General features: G+C 37.0%; 13 protein-coding genes. 6 read left to right on the forward strand and 7 right to left on the reverse strand.

Translation table 11 applies throughout. The features are described from left to right. Nucleotides 1–43: 43 nt before the first annotated feature. Nucleotides 44–2,143, reverse strand: a complete 2,100-nt coding sequence (locus D0T08_RS11145) for a BatA domain-containing protein (protein ID WP_116982713.1) — start codon at nt 2,141–2,143, stop codon at nt 44–46. 267 nt (nt 2,144–2,410) lie between these two features. On the opposite strand from D0T08_RS11145, the gene D0T08_RS11150 reads away from it, so the two are divergent. Beyond that, nucleotides 2,411–4,765: a prolyl oligopeptidase family serine peptidase gene (locus D0T08_RS11150; protein ID WP_116982714.1), complete on the forward strand. Its 2,355-nt coding sequence runs from the start codon at nt 2,411–2,413 to the stop codon at nt 4,763–4,765. A 42-nt stretch (nt 4,766–4,807) separates the two neighbouring features. On the opposite strand, the gene pnuC is transcribed toward D0T08_RS11150, so the two are convergent. Both pnuC and D0T08_RS11160 read right to left on the reverse strand, forming a co-directional pair. Then, complete coding sequence (gene pnuC, locus D0T08_RS11155; RefSeq protein WP_116982715.1) at nt 4,808–5,461, reverse strand: nicotinamide riboside transporter PnuC; 654 nt, start codon at nt 5,459–5,461, stop codon at nt 4,808–4,810. 3 nt (nt 5,462–5,464) lie between these two features. Then, a complete protein-coding gene (locus D0T08_RS11160; protein WP_116982716.1) occupies nt 5,465–8,530 on the reverse strand; it encodes a two-component regulator propeller domain-containing protein in 3,066 nt (1,021 codons plus the stop codon). A gap of 256 nt (nt 8,531–8,786) precedes the next feature. Here D0T08_RS11160 and D0T08_RS11165 point away from each other — a divergent pair, with 256 nt between their 5' ends. After that, entirely contained in the window at nt 8,787–9,188 is a 402-nt protein-coding gene (locus D0T08_RS11165; protein WP_116982717.1) for a hypothetical protein, read from the forward strand. 11 nt (nt 9,189–9,199) lie between these two features. Here D0T08_RS11165 and D0T08_RS11170 read toward each other — a convergent pair whose 3' ends face one another. Further along, the gene (locus tag D0T08_RS11170; protein ID WP_229238943.1) at nt 9,200–9,931 is read right to left on the reverse strand and encodes an aspartate/glutamate racemase family protein; all 732 of its coding nucleotides are present in this window, start codon (nt 9,929–9,931) and stop codon (nt 9,200–9,202) included. Nucleotides 9,932–10,031: 100 nt separating this feature from the next. On the opposite strand from D0T08_RS11170, the gene D0T08_RS11175 reads away from it, so the two are divergent. Together D0T08_RS11175 and D0T08_RS11180 are read left to right on the forward strand one after the other, a co-directional pair. Beyond that, entirely contained in the window at nt 10,032–10,814 is a 783-nt protein-coding gene (locus tag D0T08_RS11175) for an AraC family transcriptional regulator (RefSeq protein ID WP_116982719.1), read from the forward strand. 76 nt (nt 10,815–10,890) lie between these two features. Then, nucleotides 10,891–11,457: a DUF1772 domain-containing protein gene (locus tag D0T08_RS11180; RefSeq protein WP_116982720.1), complete on the forward strand. Its 567-nt coding sequence runs from the start codon at nt 10,891–10,893 to the stop codon at nt 11,455–11,457. A gap of 261 nt (nt 11,458–11,718) precedes the next feature. On the opposite strand, the gene D0T08_RS11185 is transcribed toward D0T08_RS11180, so the two are convergent. Next, nucleotides 11,719–15,438, reverse strand: a complete 3,720-nt coding sequence (locus D0T08_RS11185; protein ID WP_116982721.1) for a HAMP domain-containing sensor histidine kinase — start codon at nt 15,436–15,438, stop codon at nt 11,719–11,721. A 52-nt stretch (nt 15,439–15,490) separates the two neighbouring features. Further along, the gene (locus tag D0T08_RS11190; RefSeq protein ID WP_116982722.1) at nt 15,491–15,769 is read right to left on the reverse strand and encodes an iron-sulfur cluster assembly accessory protein; all 279 of its coding nucleotides are present in this window, start codon (nt 15,767–15,769) and stop codon (nt 15,491–15,493) included. Nucleotides 15,770–15,882: 113 nt separating this feature from the next. Between D0T08_RS11190 and D0T08_RS11195 the strand changes: the two genes are divergently transcribed. After that, complete coding sequence (locus D0T08_RS11195) at nt 15,883–16,407, forward strand: hypothetical protein (protein WP_116983023.1); 525 nt, start codon at nt 15,883–15,885, stop codon at nt 16,405–16,407. On the opposite strand, the gene D0T08_RS11200 is transcribed toward D0T08_RS11195, so the two are convergent. After that, nucleotides 16,400–17,035, reverse strand: a complete 636-nt coding sequence (locus tag D0T08_RS11200) for a DUF421 domain-containing protein (protein WP_229238944.1) — start codon at nt 17,033–17,035, stop codon at nt 16,400–16,402. The genes D0T08_RS11195 and D0T08_RS11200 overlap by 8 nt on opposite strands. Nucleotides 17,036–17,109: 74 nt before the next feature. Between D0T08_RS11200 and D0T08_RS11205 the strand changes: the two genes are divergently transcribed. Further along, nucleotides 17,110–17,694 (forward strand): RNA polymerase sigma factor, encoded by a 585-nt coding sequence (locus D0T08_RS11205; RefSeq protein ID WP_116982723.1) that lies wholly within the window; start codon nt 17,110–17,112, stop codon nt 17,692–17,694. Nucleotides 17,695–17,722: the final 28 nt, after the last annotated feature.

Genomic DNA, 17,722 nt, shown 5'->3' on the forward strand with positions numbered 1-17,722 from the left:
TGAGTCAATACTCAAAAGGTTTTTATATAATATGAAACATCTCTTACCCTTTCATAAACCGAATCAATAATATCTCAACTGCCAAGAAGAGCAGTGCTAATATCACACAGTATTTCCAAAGAGGTGTACCGATATTGCTTTCCTGAAAAGTCTTCACAAAATCTCCATCTAAAAGGTTATCAAAGATAGTTACGTTCTTTTGTCCGGCGAAGAAGCTTTTTAATTCAGCAGGTGTATAAAACTCCATTTTTGATTCTTCATTATCATGATTCAATGCCAACAATTTCTCTGTCTTACCATCCAACTGCAATTCATAATAACCTGATTCCAATATCTGATTATCACTCAATTGGGTAGCTTTAGGCAATTCTAAAGTCAGTTGGTTACCGCTGATTCGTTGAATCGGGATAATCTCTACATTATTCTTGTTGGCTTCTGACACAACGCTTTTAAGCTTATAAGTGGCGTTTTTCTTTACATTCGGAATATCAACCGTAATGCTTCCCTCACTAAAGTTATAAGCCGCCCTTTCCTGTCTTACACTCATAGAGGCTATCTTAAACATCGTTGGCACAAAAAAGGCATGCTCCGCAAAATTTCCATAAGCTTTCTCTACCGGAGAGGCACATAAATAAATCTTGCCCTGGGCTGTATTAGTAGCAGTAATAAAGTTTTGCAGGTTCTTAAAAGTCAATATCTTCTCTCCTACTCCCGACCAGTTCCATACAGGTTGCATGAGTGGCGTATTGGCAACACCTTGAAGCGTTGTTCGCTCAAAAACATCAGCGTAGAACGGGTTCTGACGATTAGGTTCAGCAATTGGTAACTGACTTTGTGGTAATGGTGGCTGGCTGATTACCGAAACGCTCTGAATACCAAACCCACCTAAAAACTGTCCATAATCTTCCGGATCAGGATTTGATGGTGGGAATACTAGTAAACTTCCTCCTGAACGGATAAACTCTTCCAGACTCGCTCTGAAAGTACCGTTTATCTGCTCTACCCCCTCTAAAACAATCAGGTTAGCATTTTTGAATTGACCAACATCTACATTATTAGCACTATAAGCATGGTAAGCAAAAAGACTGTCATTATCAAATACTTTTCCGATATAATCGGCTGCGCTGCGTTGTTGATATAAGTGTAATACCTGAATAACAGGCGAGGCATCTAGCACAAAATAATAATCGTTGTCGAAAGTAATAGGTTGGTCATCGAAAGAAACTTTTCCTTTATGAAAACCTTTATCTTTTACAGTGAAATTAAACGTAGCTGTGGCCGAACTATTAGGGGCAATATCTACCGAAGCCGTAGAGGCCTGTGCATTATCAATGAATAATTTTACAGGCAGTTTTTCTACTTCATTATCTCCGGAATTAAAGACTTTTACATATAACACATTGTTCTGCATTTCTCTGATAAACGGCGATGCTAACCAAACCGAATCAACAAAGACGTTTTGTGAAGCCTTACCTTGAACTGGCACCAAAAATAGTTTATCTAAAGAATCTATCCTCAATTGTTTCATATCTCCTGATGTGCTTTTCTGAAAATCAGAAAACCAGAAAAACTGGTTATTGGCACTGGCATTATGCTTTTGGGCTAAACTACGCTGACGTTTATAAACGTTCTCAAACGTACGTGGGTTTGGAGATAAACCGATTGAGGTCAATCTGTCTTTTACTTTAGTTGCATTGGTCACGGCCTGATCTTCACCAGAAAAATCGTTGGTTACTAATTGCACATTAGGTGATTGACTGAATAAAGTAAGCAATTCATCTATTTTAGTAACAGCCAGGTCTAAGTAGCGTTTGTTTTCAGTGGTATTCTGCATACTCAATGAGTTATCCAGATACAGGCTACTTACTCCCAAACCAGAGGAGCGATTCGCTCCTGCATTTTTAGCAGGCAAAAAAGGTTGGGCAAAAGCTAAAGCCAGAAATAGAAGAAAAAGAATACGAGAGGCAAGAATCAGCCATTGTTTGATACGTCTAAACGAGCTTGTCTCTGTTTCGACCGCTTTCAGAAAGGCAACGTTCGTAAAAAATACCTTTTTGGTACGACGAAAGTTAAACAGATGAATAATAATTGGCACCGAAACAGCCAATAAACCCCACAAGAAAGACGGAAAGAGAAACTGCATATATCAAGCCCCTAAAGGTATATCATTTAAATTTTTAATAATAAACGTAAAAGTCTGAAATTCCTTTCAATGTTTCGTTGATATTTTACGCTTATTCGACACATCAGCCAATTATTATGCCAAAGCCCGAGAATATTCAATCTTGAAAGTACAATTGAGAAGTTTTTAGGTAATAGCTAATCAATCATAATTAAATCAAAATAAATCAGATTAGCAAACTTAATAAAATAGAGTAATTTTGTCAAAACTCATTACTCCCTGAATTACATGAAAAAACACTTCATTTTACTCACAGTTTTACTGTATTCTATCACTACCCAAGCCCAATTGACTGTCGAGAAAATTATGCAGGAACCCTACAAGTGGATGGGAACAGCGCCCAGCAATATTTTCTGGTCAGAAGATTCTAAAACCATTTATTTCTCCTGGAATCCTGATAAAAATAAGGGTGATTCTTTATACAAAATTGTTTTACCTAACAAAACACCAATAAAGATAACACCAAAAGAAAGGCGTGCCCTACCTTCGCAAACAGGTACTTATAATAGAGACAACTCATTGAAAGTATATGAAAAACAAGGAGAGTTATACCTTATGTATTGCAAAACTTTGAAAATCAAGCAATTGACCAATACCATTGAACGAGAATCAAACCCGTACTTCAATGGCGATGAAACAAAGGTTATTTTTTCAAGAGGCGGCAATATATTCAGCCTTAATCTGGAGGATGGTCTTATCTCACAAATATCAAATTTCATAACGGGAAGTAAAAAAGCAGAAACCAAACTCAACGATGAAGAGAAGTGGTTGAAAGCAGACCAACTGGCTATGTTCGAGATATTGAAAGAACGCAAGGATAAAAAAGACGAAACTGAAAAAAATACTAAAGCCGACCAGGCGAAACGTCCGAAAGAAATCTATTTAGAAGGCAAAAATCTGGAAGTACCAATGGTAAGCCCTGATATGCGTTACATTACCTATCGACTTTCAACCCCTGCTACTGGTGCTAAAAATACTATTGTACCAAGCTATGTGACAGAATCAGGCTTTACAGAAGATTTACCCGCACGCACTAAAGTAGGTAGCCCAATGACAAGCTACGATAGCTATGTATATGATATCAAGAAAGATACGGTTTATCAGATTAGTACAAAAGATTTAGTAGGGCTTACACAACAACCTGAATTTCTGAAAGAGTATCAGAAACAATCTGATACAACTAAGAAGAGACCCGCCAGCCGCAAACTAATTATTACAGCCCCAAACTGGTCAGAAAATGGCTCAAATGCCGTGGTAGTAGTACGTTCATTCGATAATAAAGACCGTTGGATTATGCTTTTAGACCCAGCTACAGGCAAACTTAAATTATTAGACCGTCAACATGACGAAGCATGGATAGGCGGGCCAGGTATGGGTTTTACGCTAAGTGCTGGTAATATCGGTTGGGTAGATGAGCAAACGCTTTACTTCCAATCAGAAGCGGAGGGATATTCACACCTTTATACAATAAATGTGATTACAGGTGAGAAAAAACAATTGACCACAGGTAAGTTTGAAATACAACAAGCGCAATTATCAAAAGATAAGCAATGGTTTTATCTGACGACTAACGAGGTACACCCGGGTGAAACTCATTTCTATAAAATGGCCGTAACTGGTGGAGAACGCACAAAAATCACTAGCATGATAGGAGGTAATGATGCAACTTTATCGCCTGATGAATCGGCAATTGCCCTGCGTTATTCTTATATGAATAAGCCCTGGGAATTGTTTGTGCAAGACAACAAGCCTACAGCTACAGCTGAGCAATTGACAAATTCATTGACAGATGAATTTAAAGCTTATGCCTGGAAAGAGCCACAAATTATTACTTTTAAGGCCCGCGATGGAGTTGATATTTATGCCCGTATTTATGAGCCAACTAAAAAACTAAAAAACAAAAAAGCGGTTGTCTTTGTGCATGGTGCAGGTTATTTGCAGAATGTCCATAAATGGTGGAGCCAGTATTTCCGTGAGTATATGTTCCATAATTTATTGGTTGATAAAGGCTATACTGTTTTAGATATTGACTACCGTGCAAGTTCGGGCTATGGCCGCGATGTACGCACAGGTATTTATCGCTTTATGGGAGGCAAAGACCTGACTGATAATGTTGATGGTGCTAAATTACTGGTTGACAAATATGGTATTGATCCTAAGAAAATAGGCATTTATGGTGGTTCTTATGGTGGTTTCATTACTCTGATGGCTTTATTTACTACGCCAGACGTATTTGCAGCAGGTGCAGCCTTAAGACCTGTAACAGACTGGGCAGCGTATAATCATGGTTATACAGCCAATATCCTCAATGAGCCTCAAACGGATAGTCTGGCTTATCGCAAAAGCTCTCCCATTTATCATGCTGCAGGTCTGAAAGGGCATTTATTAATTTGCCACGGTATGGTAGATGTAAACGTACATATTCAGGACTCTTACAGATTGGTGCAACGCCTGATAGAATTGAAAAAAGAAAACTGGGAAATGGCAAGTTATCCGATGGAAGACCACGGCTTTATAGAACCAACCTCCTGGATGGATGAATACAAACGAATTTTGAAATTATTTGAAGAGCGATTGAAGTAAACAAAAATAAACAAGAAAGCCAGATAGTATCTGGCTATCTTGTTATAGTGTTTTCTTATATTCTTTTGTCCAATTCACAGCACCAAATAAGGCTATCACACAGAACACAGCATAGAGTAGTGAATATAATTTCACCTCCTTCACATAGTACATATAAGTACTGATAATATCTATACCTAACCAGAACCACCAGGCTTCCACTTTCTTACGGATTAGCAGAAATGTAGCAAAAATACTCATAACAGTCGTAAAAGAATCCATGTATGGGAATGCACTTGGCAGACTAAAAACCACGGGTAACCACTCGTGAAGATTTTTGGCAAAGGTGCCTAATAAGGCTGTGCCAGTTAATCCAGTCAGAGTCAGGAGTCCAAATTGCTGTAAAGACAACTGGCTTATTCTTAATTCATTCTTTTTATTAGCGTCTTGTTCTTTCGGGTACTTCCATTGCCAGAAACCAATCAGGTTTGTAATGAAAAAGAATACCTGCAAGAACATATCAGGATACAGCTGAATCTGATAAAACATCATAAAAGCCAACACTACATTTACCAGTCCCACAATCCAACTCCATACATTTTCCTGCGCTGAGAGAATCACTGCTACTAAACCTGAAATGGTAGCATAAAACTCCAGATAACTCATTTTTACACCCCAAAGCTCAAAAAATATATGATTAATATCGAAAAAACTCATACCTTATTCTTTTTCCTCCAAGATAGGAATTGTAATTGTTACTTTCGTACCGATAGGCTTTTTTTCTTCATTATATAAATCCTCTGTAATTACCTTTGCCAGGTTTGTGTTATACTGTTTATTGAGTGTTTCTATGGTTTCCAATACATTTTTAGTCCCTTTAGAATCACGACGGTTGGCACTTAACTGATTCAATTCTCTTGATTTGCCTCGTCCTACTCCATTGTCTTCGATAGAGCATGAAACTGTGTTCTCTTCTTCATTTAAAGAATAATATACTATAATTTTTCCTACGCCATCGGTTTTCTGCATTAAGCCATGCCATATTGCATTTTCAATATGGGGTTGAACAATCATAGTCGGGAACAGTATCTCATGTATGTTAATATTCTCATCAACCTTGATTTCAAAATCAAACCTTCTTTCCCCGAACCTCAGCTGCTCTAATTCAACATAAAGTTTTAAGAAGCTGACATTCTTTTCAATTGGCACATAGGGCTTGTCGGTATTGTCTAATATTTGCCGTATCAGTTTGGCAAACTTAGACAGATACCTTGATGCCTCCTGATTCTCATTATACAAAATAAAGCTATTAATAGAGTTCAGACAGTTGAATAGAAAGTGAGGATTCATTTGTGCCCGTAAAGCCCGCATTTCCAATTCTGCAATCTTTCGGTTTAGTTGGGTCTTTTCCGTTTCCTGTCTTTTCACCTGGCTCAACCTGAAAGAGAAAAATAGTATAATACCTGCAATAGCAAGACCCACTAGGGTATAAGCAAACCAGCTGTGTTTCCAGAATGGGGCAGTTACTCGTACTTTTACTTCCAGGGGCTTATCGTTCCAGGCTCCATCTGAATTAGCTGCTTTTACTCTGAACACATAATCACCAATAGGTAATTGTGAATAACTCACAAAGTGTCTGTTGCCACTCTGCACCCAATCGTCATCAATACCTGATAATTGATAGGCGTATTGATTCTTTTTAGGAGAAATAAAGTCTAAAGCAGCAAAATCGAATGAAATAAAGTTGTTCAGGTAACTTATTTCTATAGGCTTGGTATGGTCATAAGCAAAAGGTTGATTCATCACCTTTACTTCAGTAATAGCTACCTGTGGTTTGAAAGTATTGGTAGGTATTTTATCAGGATGAAAAATGTTAAAACCATTTACTCCCCCAAATGCCAGTTCATCTGTTGAGAGTTTAATGGCTGCCCCACCATTAAACTCGTTATTTTGCAAACCATCACTTACATCATAATTCGTAAAAGTTTTTCTCTTTTTATTAAACTTCGACAAACCAAAATTGGTACTTATCCAGATGTCGTTCCCATGTGGCAAAGCGAAATAAGCAATATTATTAGACATCCCATCGCTTACATTATAGGAGATAAATTTGTTGGTTGTAATATCTAAATGCGCCAGGCCTTGCGTATAGCTTGTAATCCAGAGATGCTTGTCATCATCCTGGAAAATCGATCCTATATCGTCTAACACAATATTACGATTGATGCATTGGGTATTAACAACACTGATTTTCTTAGTATGATAGTCATATTTTAAAATATTTATTCTTCCTCCTATCCATACATTTCCTTTACGGTCTTCGTAGAGAGTATTTACTAATTCTACTTCATTTTCTGTAGCATTAAAGGTTTCAACCTCATGTGTGGATAGATTATATTTTACTACGCCATTCTGCGTGCCTAACCATAAATTACCATCGGTCGTATGAATCATTTTCTTAATGAACTGATTAACAAATCTTTTTGTCAATGCGGCATGTTCAGAGGCTAATGGATATATGCGTCTTTTTTCAAGGTTAAACTCAACTATATTGTCTGAAGTAGCTAACCAATAAATACCCGGCTTAATCTCAATAATGGAAAAAATACGATTTTGTTGAATATTTGTACTTAAAATATATTCAAATTTATTGGTCTTCCGGTTCCATAAATTCAGGCCTCCCCCATCAGTACCAATTAACAGATAATCTCCCGATTCGCAGAATGTAAGAATAAACCTGTTGTTCAGACCATTGTCCATATTGATAGTCTTGAATTTTATATTACTCAGGTTAATTTTACTGAGCCCCGAGTTATTGCTTCCAGCCCATATGACACCGGTATGGTCTTCAAAAGAAGTAAACAACGGTGAACCATGTACAAGATTAGGCTTATTATCATCAGATGGAAGCAAAAGCAACGTATTATTAACAGGATTATACTTAAAAAGTCCTACAAGCGTGCTTACCCATATATTTCCTTGCTTATCAGTATTAAGTCCATTGACACTGAATTCTTTCAGATGAGGAAAGAACTTTTTAAAATCAATTATTTTAGTTTCATTCCAATTCTCATCTAAAACAATCATTCCCAGATTATCAGCATTAACCCAGGTCAGACTCCCTGCCTTTAAAAGACCAAAAGATATATTCTCGTTAAAATTTTTATAAATCCGTTTAGTTGATTTGGCAGAGGCCACATCATATTCAAAAAATCCCTCAGTAGTCGAATAGAAAATCTTGCTAAAATCGTTGTTTAACACCAAATCAAATACATTACCAGCCGTTAGTTTTGTATGTTTTTTAGTCCGGATATTAAATGAATAAATGCCCTGATTGGTAGCTAACCAGAAAATATCTTTACCATTAGGATATATAGCCCTTACCCGAAAACCTGTCATATAATTATGAAATGATTCGTCGTTAAGATTCATCTCAGACATGCCATTCCCAGTGGTAATCCATAATTTGCTTTCAGTTTGATAGATGGTATATATACGAGCATGGGGTAACGAGTTTTTGGGTTTATCAGGGTCAGGTCGAAAAACTTTAAATTGGTAACCATCATATCGAAGTAGCCCATCATGCGAACCTAACCATAGGAATCCTCTTGTATCTTCCATAATGGATACTACTGTATTCTGTGGGAGTCCGTTGGTATTATCAAAATGTTCTATTATTCCGCTACCAATTTCCTGCGCAGAAAGTGGTAAACTAAGTAGATAAAAGAGGAAAATTTTATAGATTTTCGAGCAGTATAGTTTAGTATATGATTTGTTGATTTTCAAGATGATATAGTGTTAAAGCAGGCCAGAATACCCTCTGTTTTATAAAACTTTATTCAATATAAATAAAAACTTTTTTATCAATCAAACAACAAATTTCAGGGTCTTTCAAATCGCCTGTTGTTTCCTGCCAAATATCAATCAAGTTCCGCCATATATCAATCGAAACCTGCCGAAAAAAAATCTGCGCATTCGCTAAAAAAAAATAGACTTATATTAGTCTGCAAGACAGTTAGGAATACATCAACAATTAGAAGCCATGGAGTTATTTTTTCTGATATTGACGGGAGTCTTTATAATAGCAGCGTTTTGGGTAGCACTCCTCAAAATCATTGCTCATTTAAGTGGGTGGAATACGCTGAAACATACCTATGAAACTACTTATACACACAACGAAATCAACTATTTTGGTATTTCCGGCAAAATCGGAAAGTTTTATTATAACAGTATTCTGAATGTATCCCTTTCAGAAGCAGGGCTATTTCTTTCAGTAGGCCCAATGTTTAGATTCGGGCACCCTTATCTGTTGATTCCCTGGAGTAATATCAAAAATATACATGAAAAAGGTAATACACTTTTCTGCGAGGTAGATGGGATTCAGATTGGTTTATCAAACAAAATTCATAATATCTTTAAAAGCTACCTGAGTGCCTATTCGTAATAGAGGTAATACTAACCAGCAGATAAAGCAAATTCGACAGCTGCATTAGCGTGAATGAAAGTGGTATCAAATACGCGCACGGATACATCTTTCTGACTCAGAAGCATCGGAATTTCAGTACATCCGAAAATAATACCCTCAGCACCCTGGTTAATCATATTTTTAATAATTGATAAATAGGCTTCTTTCGTTTCCTGCCTGATGAGTCCTTTACCTAATTCTTCTTTCAAGGTTTGCTGAATGTAATCTCTTACCTTCTGAGATTCGGGCACAAACGCTTCTATATGATATTCCCAGAGTTTGTTCAGATAAAAGTCCATTTCCATAGTAAACTTTGTACCCAGTAACCCTACTTTTTTAAATCCTTGCCCGTTTATCTCCTTAGCCGTTGCGCTTACAATATGAATAATGGGTAGGTCAATACTATTTTCTAATCTATCTGCAACGGCATGCGCCGTATTAGCACATAAAACGATTGCCTCGGCCCCTGCTCTCTGCAAATGCTGACAGGCCTCGAAAATAAGCTGATAGGTATTATCCCAATGGCCAAGCGTATTGTTTCTTTGAAAATCGTCAAAATTCAAGGAATAGATAATACATTCAGCAAAATTGAATCCACCTAATTTCTGATTAATACCCTCGTTGATATATCGATAATAATCAATTGTAGAAACCCAACTGATACCTCCAACTAGCCCGATTTTCTTCATGCTTTGCTTACTTATTTCGATAAATGTAAGCATTCATTCTATAAATTCTTTTGATTTTTTCATATATACTCAATTATGGCCTAATTTGTCTGTTGTTTTATACACCAACTTTAGTTCTCGGCACGTATTAATAATGATATTTGAGAATATAATCCCCGATAAATCAGTCTCTTTATTTATAAAGAATATCCTGGTTTTTGAAGAGTATGAAAATACTTCGAAAACTATCCTGCCTTTCTTTGCCGATGGATACCCTGGTTTAATATTTCAGGAAACCCAAAACGGACTATTAGTTAATCCACACCGAAAACAAATGCCTGTATTATTTCTCTACGGGCAAACCATTCACCCTATCGAATTGGTAATGGAGGGCAACTACAAACTTATCATATTTCAATTATACCCTTTTGTATTGAAAAGTTTCTTTGAGCTCGATCCCAAAAGCATTAATGATAATTGTTATGATTTGATGCAATTAGATGATAATAAAATTGAGATTTTAATTCAAAAGCTAAAAGTTGAGTCCAATTTCAAAGACAGAATCAATCTGTTATCTGACTTTCTATATACCCGCTTTCGAGTTAAAAAATCAACTATTGATTTCAAAATTAAACAATCTTTAGAACTAATTCTTGATAATAAAGGGCAATTAAGCATAGGAAAGGTATGTGAGGATTTGAAGTTAAACGAAAGGACTTTTGAACGAAGGTTCATAAACGAAGTAGGTATTTCAGCCAAGAAATTTTCACAAATCATTCAGTTTCAACATACGCTGGAACAATTAACGGTAAAAGATTATACCAAACTAACTGATATAGTTTATACTAATGGTTTTGCAGACCAATCGCACTTCATTAAAGTGTTTAAGGCTTTTACGGGTAAAACTCCTAAAAAATTCAACCAGGTTAGATTCTGAACAAGTGTCGGTTTTCTTCTATTTTAACCCTGATATCCTGCTGAACTTTGTCGTATCATTTAAACAATATACGATTATGAAAACAGCAGACATCATTTTAATCGCCACAACAACTGCAGCAGCTTTAATGGCAGGTCTTTTTTATGCATATTCCTGTTCAGTAGTAATAGGTTTAGGTAAACTCAACGATATAGAATACTTAAAAGCTATGCAAGCTATTAATAAAGAAATATTGAATCCGGTATTCTTTGCTGCTTTTCCAGGCATTTTGCCCTTACTCCTACTCAATACTTATCTCCACTCAGATCAGTCCAACTTCTTACTATTAGTTATGGCAATGGTGGTCTATTTAATTGGTGTTTTTGGGGTTACAGTGGTTGGGAATATCCCATTGAATAATGGATTGGAGAGTTTCAATATTCTTTCTGCCGATAGAGAAGCTATTGAGGCACAAAGAGCATTGTTTGAAAATAAATGGAACAAACTAAACCATGTGAGAACCATTTGCTCAATTATTACAGTTGTTCTTTTAATTACTGCCTGCTTATATAAGTACCGTTCTACTACAATCGCGAATAGCTCCGCCATTCATTCTACCAATAAAAATAAAGTCAATGCATTGACTTCTATATTAAACTCCTGAATTGGGAGATTTAGCAGTAGATAAGTTGATTTTTACCGAAAATAAACTGAGTGCCACCGTTCCTATATTGTAATTTCTATCTTTCTGAAACAGCTGTTAGTTTTATAGCAAGAAAGAAGTAGGAATTTATTGATAGCTAAGAAATGAAGACCAATTACGTAATAGCCACACCAAAGAACAAGAAAAGTGTAAAGAAATCAGCTTGGCGGGCAATGGTTGTCCGCCTCGCCTACTGGTGGAGGAATCAGTTTAAATGAACTATTATTTCGTTGACGCTAACGGTAAATCAATAAAAAACGTAGTGCCACGCCCATCTTCGGTTTCAAACCAGATATTTCCTCCTGCATGTTCTACCCCTCGACGAGCCATCGCCAAGCCTAAACCGGACCCTCCGATTTTTGTAGTGAAGTTCGGTAAAAATACTTTCTGGCGATGATTTTCGGGTATTCCTGAACCATTATCCTGTATTTCGATGATTACTTTATCTTCTTCGCTTTTATACAAACGTAGATTAATAATAGGTCTTTTCCCGGCAGGAACCGATTGAATGCCATTAATAATCAGGTTGGTAACTACCCGACTCATGAACTGACGGTCGCCCACTACCCATGCTTCTTTTTCTTTAACGTAGGGATTGAGCGCAATCTTTTCATCCTCAGCATATAAATCGGCTGATTTCTGAATCAGTGGTACCAAATCAAATGTCTCGTTGCGAGGTACAGGCATTTTGGCAAACTCCGAGAATGAGTTAGCAATCTCGCTGATATTATCAATCTGCTCTGTCAAAGAATTTAAGGCTCTTCCAATACGCTCTTTGGCCTTCGGATTATCAACAACCAACGTGCGTTGTAACTGCTGAATAGATAGCTTCATAGGTGTCAGCGGATTTTTGATTTCATGCGCCACCTGTTTAGCCATTTCACGCCATGCCGTTTGTTTTTCACTCAACGAAAGTGCTACTTTACTCTCTTCTAGCTTCTTCAACATCTTGTTGTATTCGCGCATCAAAAGCCCGATTTCATCATCTGAATTCCAGTCTAACCGCTCATGCAATTTATCCAGATTGGTCTTTTTTAGTTTTTGGGCTACAATTCTCAACGGATTCGTCAGAACATTCGAAGCAAAATAAGAAATAACTAATAAGATCAGGAACAGCCAGGTAAAGATATTCAGAATAGATGCGACTACCTCAGTTACCTGACGGTCTAAAACTGGTTTAGCGTCAAAGAACGGAATACCTATTACACCCAAAGGCTTACTATCCTGCCCCTTGATAATCATATAGGATGTTTTATAATTCAGGCTACCCAAGGTCTCTGTCAATAAGGCTTCATTTTCTTTTTCTTCAATAATCCGTCTATAAGCCACCGGATTAATGAAATTTGAAATCAAACCATACTCATAAACTAGCGGACGGGTAGTCAGATTAAGTTTGCCATCTAAATTATATAAGTTGATATCCAATTTTGTATCGTGCGCCAGATCATTTATTTCCTGCTCCAGAAATGCCCTGCTCATACGCTTCTGCGTAAAATTCTCCAATTGCAATTGCACAGTAGACGTAATATTTTTGGTGTTATCCAGATAGGCTTTCTCCTGATTACTTACAAACGTTGAGTTAATGACACTCAGAGTAATAATTACTACCAAGACCAAAGGTACTAAGAACGCTGCATTGAGATATAGCTGAATTTTGGTAGAGAAATTCACATTCATATTCCTGAAACTGTACTTCAGGGTATACAACAGCATCACAAATACTATGCAAAGCACCGAAAGCAAAAACAGGAATGAGAAGTTTGGAAAAACACTCTGCCAAATATGGTATTTAGAAGAAATAACAATCTTGCGCCCATTCTGCCCGATTTTGCCTATATGATTATAGTCATTCAACTCAATGCCTTTTTCATACAATTCTTTATTCTCTAATGTCGCAGCAGGTAATTTACGGCTATAATTATAGTTACCTGAGTTGAAAATCAACTGGTTTTTCTCATCATAAATGGCATAACTATAATTTTTGGTTTCAGGTGTCTGGGCAAACTTTTTATCCATTAACAATTCAGGATAAACACTCTCGGCAAACTCGTCGCGCAATTTCAACTCAAGCACTACACTCCCTATCGGACTATTATTTTTGCTGACAGGTATAAAAGCTACATATTGCTTAATAAAATTATTGCCTATATCATCTATAAAAAATACATTCGGATTATTGGTTTTATACTCAGGCTTTTGGAAGTTTTCCTGATAATAAGCCAGATTATTTACCCCTTCTGATAGGTCCAGAGATTTGCCGTTTTTATTAAATGCCAGTACATCGGTATCATATCTGTCAAAATATAGATCAAGGTGTTTACTTTTAACAATCTGTTGCGTCTGTTCTCGAGCCAGGGTTGCTCGTGCCAAAGCAGCACTGATCGCAGTATCTTTTTGTACAGTCTGCACTACCCTCGCCAATAGACCCTCTCCTAATACATCATTTTCTGCCAGATACTTTTGTCCGAATTTCAGCTTATCATAAAAGTCTTTTTTCTGTTCTTCATGAAAAATGACAAACATGGCTATAAATGCAAATACAAAAGCACCTGTAAAAAAATAGATGGTTGTTTTATACTTGAAATTATAGAAGAAGCGTGGGAATCTGTTAATATATACCAACAAGAAATAAAGCCCCACTACTATGTATACCCAACGGAATTGATTGATTAAACTAATCACTAATAAACCCACTAACATTCCGGCTAACCAAAGGATTATCCCCATCTTAAAATCTTTATTCAACCTTAAGAAAAGGCTGCAAAGCAGGTGATTGAATAAGAAAAAGATAATGGACAGAACTACATAAAATAGCAGAGCAGCGATTTTCAATGATGAAAACGAAATGCTCAGGGCCAGGTCTAATGTAAACTGCGACATCTCGTAGACATTGCACAGGTTTCTGAAAAACAGACCTGTGATGGCAATTGATGTTGCTACCAGTACAACTGAGATAATATTCTGTAGTAGCTTCGGTGTCTTAAAAAGTTTGTAGTAAGTATTAGACCGATAGAAGTAAGTAACCAGATAGCCTACTAATAAAAATACCACAACGGCATTGAGCAGCATATCGCCAAGTGATGGCGCCAAAGCATTGATGGTTAGGAATTTAGGATTAAAGAGATTCGACTCGTAGACAACGAACGGAATACTATTCGATAGCATCATGAGGCGAATAAAAATCAGATAAGCAGCCAGCAGTGCAAAAGCACGACCAAACTGATGTGCCTTTACCAGGTTAGCAATCCATTGGGCTATATAAATACCTAATAAAAGAATGCTGATAGCGAGCAGGAAAAGCGTGTTACTCGGAATATTAGAAGTAGCCAGTTTTTCAAGCTGCGGCGGAATGACAGAAAAAAGGAAATGCCCTTTATCATCAGTAATATTCAGAAATGCCTCTTTTGTGGCTTGCTCTGATACATTCTGTGGCTCAGTTGAGAATATTTTATGATTATACCCATTATGCAGATAATCGTTTTCGTTGTGGAATTTACGATAGAGATTAATTAACGAAAACACCTCCACTATACCACCTTTACTGCCAAACTTGATGGCATTAACAATATATTTGCTATTGTCAGTGCTTAATAGTTTGGTTTCGGTATTGCCGGCTAATTCGGGATAGGTAGGCACAAAGCGGTGATCTGACCAATAAACTAATTGACCATTCTTAAAAATATAATAAGGATAAACCGTTACAGCTTCGAAATTCAGGAAAGTGCTTTCAGGCGCTTTCTGATACTGTGTTCCTATGCTGAAAAGCTCATCTTTTGACCGTACGATTTCATTCCTTATTCTTTCTCTGATAGCATTTACATAGTGTTCCTTTGATGCCCGGGGGGCATCTTTCTCAAAAATAAAGAAATTTAGGGCAGCAGTGATTGTAAATACTATGGAGAGAATAAGGAAGAGATGTTTCTTAAATAACTTCAAATCCATGTTCACCTATTTATTCTCGGGAAAAATTTAACGAAAACCATGCCAAAAGCAATCAGTCTTTCAGAATTACAAAGCCCAATCCGGCTTCGGTTTGTGTGTAGTCTATCTTTACGCCTATCAGATACATGAGGTGTTTGCGGTCTATTACTACTTTTACCCCCTCTATATCATATGTTTCGTCCTGTTCAGTCGCTTTATCTAGACCTAAAAGATAGTTTGCCGAACAAGCGCCTCCTTTAATACCTACCCGTAAGGCATAACCATCAGGAATTTGTGGTGAATTGAGTGTTTTAGTTATTTCTTCTTTTGCTATTTCGGTAAATACTATCATCTGGTTCGGCAACGTTATTCCCACATAGCAACAAAAATAATCACACATTCATTACATTAGCTAATAGACTAATGTATAATTTTGCATCACAAAATTCTGAAAAAAGAAATCCAATGGCCTTAGTGACCGAATTATTGAAGATTCTTATCCCTGCAGCGGCAGTTTTATATGGTATGTACCTCACTGTTCAGACCTTTTTACAAAAGCAGTTTGAACAAAAACAATTAGAGATTAAGCAAAAAAATACGGAGCTTGTTACACCCTTACGTTTACAGGCCTACGAGCGTATGACGCTTTTCCTGGAACGTATTACGCCTAATAACCTATTGGTAAGATTAGGCAATAGTGGTATGCAGGTACTTGATTTTCAGCAATTATTATTAAGAGAAATCAGAGAAGAGTTCAACCATAATCTTTCACAGCAAGTTTATCTTTCACATGAAGCCTGGGAGAAAATCCGTCAGGCTATGAATGACGTAGTAACTTTATTGAATACCTCAGCCAAAGATTTAGCTACTGATGCCCCTGCTATTGATTTATCCAAAAAAGTATTTGAACGGGTAATCACCGAAAACAAACAGCCTACTACTGATGCCCTCAAATTCTTGAAAGAGGAAATTCAGACCATGTTTATGTAGTTGCATTAGGTTTCTGCAAGGTTTTGTGAATACGTTTCCGGCGTGATTTTGTTTTAAAATCATCGGTCAATACACTTATATTACCATCAACTTCAAGCATGGCTAAATCAACGTCTTCAATTCTTTCAACGCCATGTTCTCTGATAGCAGCCTCCAGTTCGGCATGGCTAAAACCTGCTATTATCAGGTTTTTCTCTTGTATCGCACCGTTATAAATAAGCATAACGGGTTGCCCCTGTATAAGCCTGCCTATAGAGTCGTATCGGCCTATCAGTTTTTTCAGCACAAAATTGGCAATAAATAAACCTCCGGCTGCTGTGAGCCCACCGACTAATGAATTATCCGGGCCTACCATGGCATTTTGCACAGCATTGCTGATGAGCAGGATAAAAACCAGGTCGATAACCGATAGCTGGGCTAGTTCTCTTTTACCAAAGAGTCTGATAGCTCCAATCATAAATAAGTAAACGGCTACAGCACGTAACATGAGGCCTAAATAATAATCCATATCCTGATAAATACGTATAGTCTTGTTCAAATTTAATGAAACTTTTGTATCAGAAAAATTAATATTCATAGCTACCCGAAAGTGCCATTCTTGTCTCTCATGTATTGCTTTTTGTCGCATTTTTCACTAACGTTGGGTATTATTTACAGGTAGAACGCAACCACCGCGCAGTTTTTTTCGTATTCAAATCAGTTATGGTAAATCATTTGCCTGATAGTCCGGAAGAATTATTGATTGCAAGCTTAAAGGGTGACCGAAAAAGCCAGGAAAGGCTTTATAGGCTATTCTATGGCTTTGCAATGGGGGTTTGTTTACGTTATAACCAGAATCGTGAAGAAGCGTTAGAAATTGTGAACGATAGCTTTATGAAAGTGTTCACCAAAGGAGAGCAATACGATGCCAGCGGGCGGCACTCATCCTACCCTTTCAAGGCATGGTTTAGAAGAATTATCGTCAACACAGCGTTAGATTATTACCGGAGCCAACAAAAACACTATTTCCACGAAAATCTCAATGAAGCATACGACGTTTCTTCAACTGAAAGTAATGCTTTGAGTCAACTGAATCATGACGAACTACTGGAACTTGTAAAGAGATTACCATCGGGCTATAAAATGGTATTCAATTTGTTTGTAATTGATGGGTTTTCGCACGAAGAGATAGCGCAGCAATTACAAATTTCAGTAGGAACATCAAAATCAAATTTATCACGCGCACGAGAAGCACTCCGAAAAATGATTATGAAAATTGAAGGTGCATTGACTGACAACAAAAATTAGCAGGTTTCTGTATCAGAAGCCGTTTTTA

The sequence above is a fragment of the Emticicia sp. C21 genome, assembly GCF_003418935.1.
Taxonomy (GTDB): Bacteria; Bacteroidota; Bacteroidia; order Cytophagales; family Spirosomataceae; genus Emticicia.

Excerpts from the sequence above, each read along its gene's own strand:
- D0T08_RS11145 (WP_116982713.1), bottom strand. The coding sequence starts at position 2,143 with ATGCAGTTTCTCTTTCCGTCTTTCTTGTGGGGTTTATTGGCTGTTTCG.
- D0T08_RS11150 (WP_116982714.1), top strand. The coding sequence starts at position 2,411 with ATGAAAAAACACTTCATTTTACTCACAGTTTTACTGTATTCTATCACT.
- pnuC (WP_116982715.1), bottom strand. The coding sequence starts at position 5,461 with ATGAGTTTTTTCGATATTAATCATATATTTTTTGAGCTTTGGGGTGTA.
- D0T08_RS11165 (WP_116982717.1), top strand. The coding sequence starts at position 8,787 with ATGGAGTTATTTTTTCTGATATTGACGGGAGTCTTTATAATAGCAGCG.
- D0T08_RS11170 (WP_229238943.1), bottom strand. The coding sequence starts at position 9,931 with ATGCTTACATTTATCGAAATAAGTAAGCAAAGCATGAAGAAAATCGGG.
- D0T08_RS11175 (WP_116982719.1), top strand. The coding sequence starts at position 10,032 with ATGATATTTGAGAATATAATCCCCGATAAATCAGTCTCTTTATTTATA.
- D0T08_RS11180 (WP_116982720.1), top strand. The coding sequence starts at position 10,891 with ATGAAAACAGCAGACATCATTTTAATCGCCACAACAACTGCAGCAGCT.
- D0T08_RS11185 (WP_116982721.1), bottom strand. The coding sequence starts at position 15,438 with ATGGATTTGAAGTTATTTAAGAAACATCTCTTCCTTATTCTCTCCATA.
- D0T08_RS11190 (WP_116982722.1), bottom strand. The coding sequence starts at position 15,769 with ATGATAGTATTTACCGAAATAGCAAAAGAAGAAATAACTAAAACACTC.
- D0T08_RS11195 (WP_116983023.1), top strand. The coding sequence starts at position 15,883 with ATGGCCTTAGTGACCGAATTATTGAAGATTCTTATCCCTGCAGCGGCA.
- D0T08_RS11200 (WP_229238944.1), bottom strand. The coding sequence starts at position 17,035 with ATGCGACAAAAAGCAATACATGAGAGACAAGAATGGCACTTTCGGGTA.
- D0T08_RS11205 (WP_116982723.1), top strand. The coding sequence starts at position 17,110 with ATGGTAAATCATTTGCCTGATAGTCCGGAAGAATTATTGATTGCAAGC.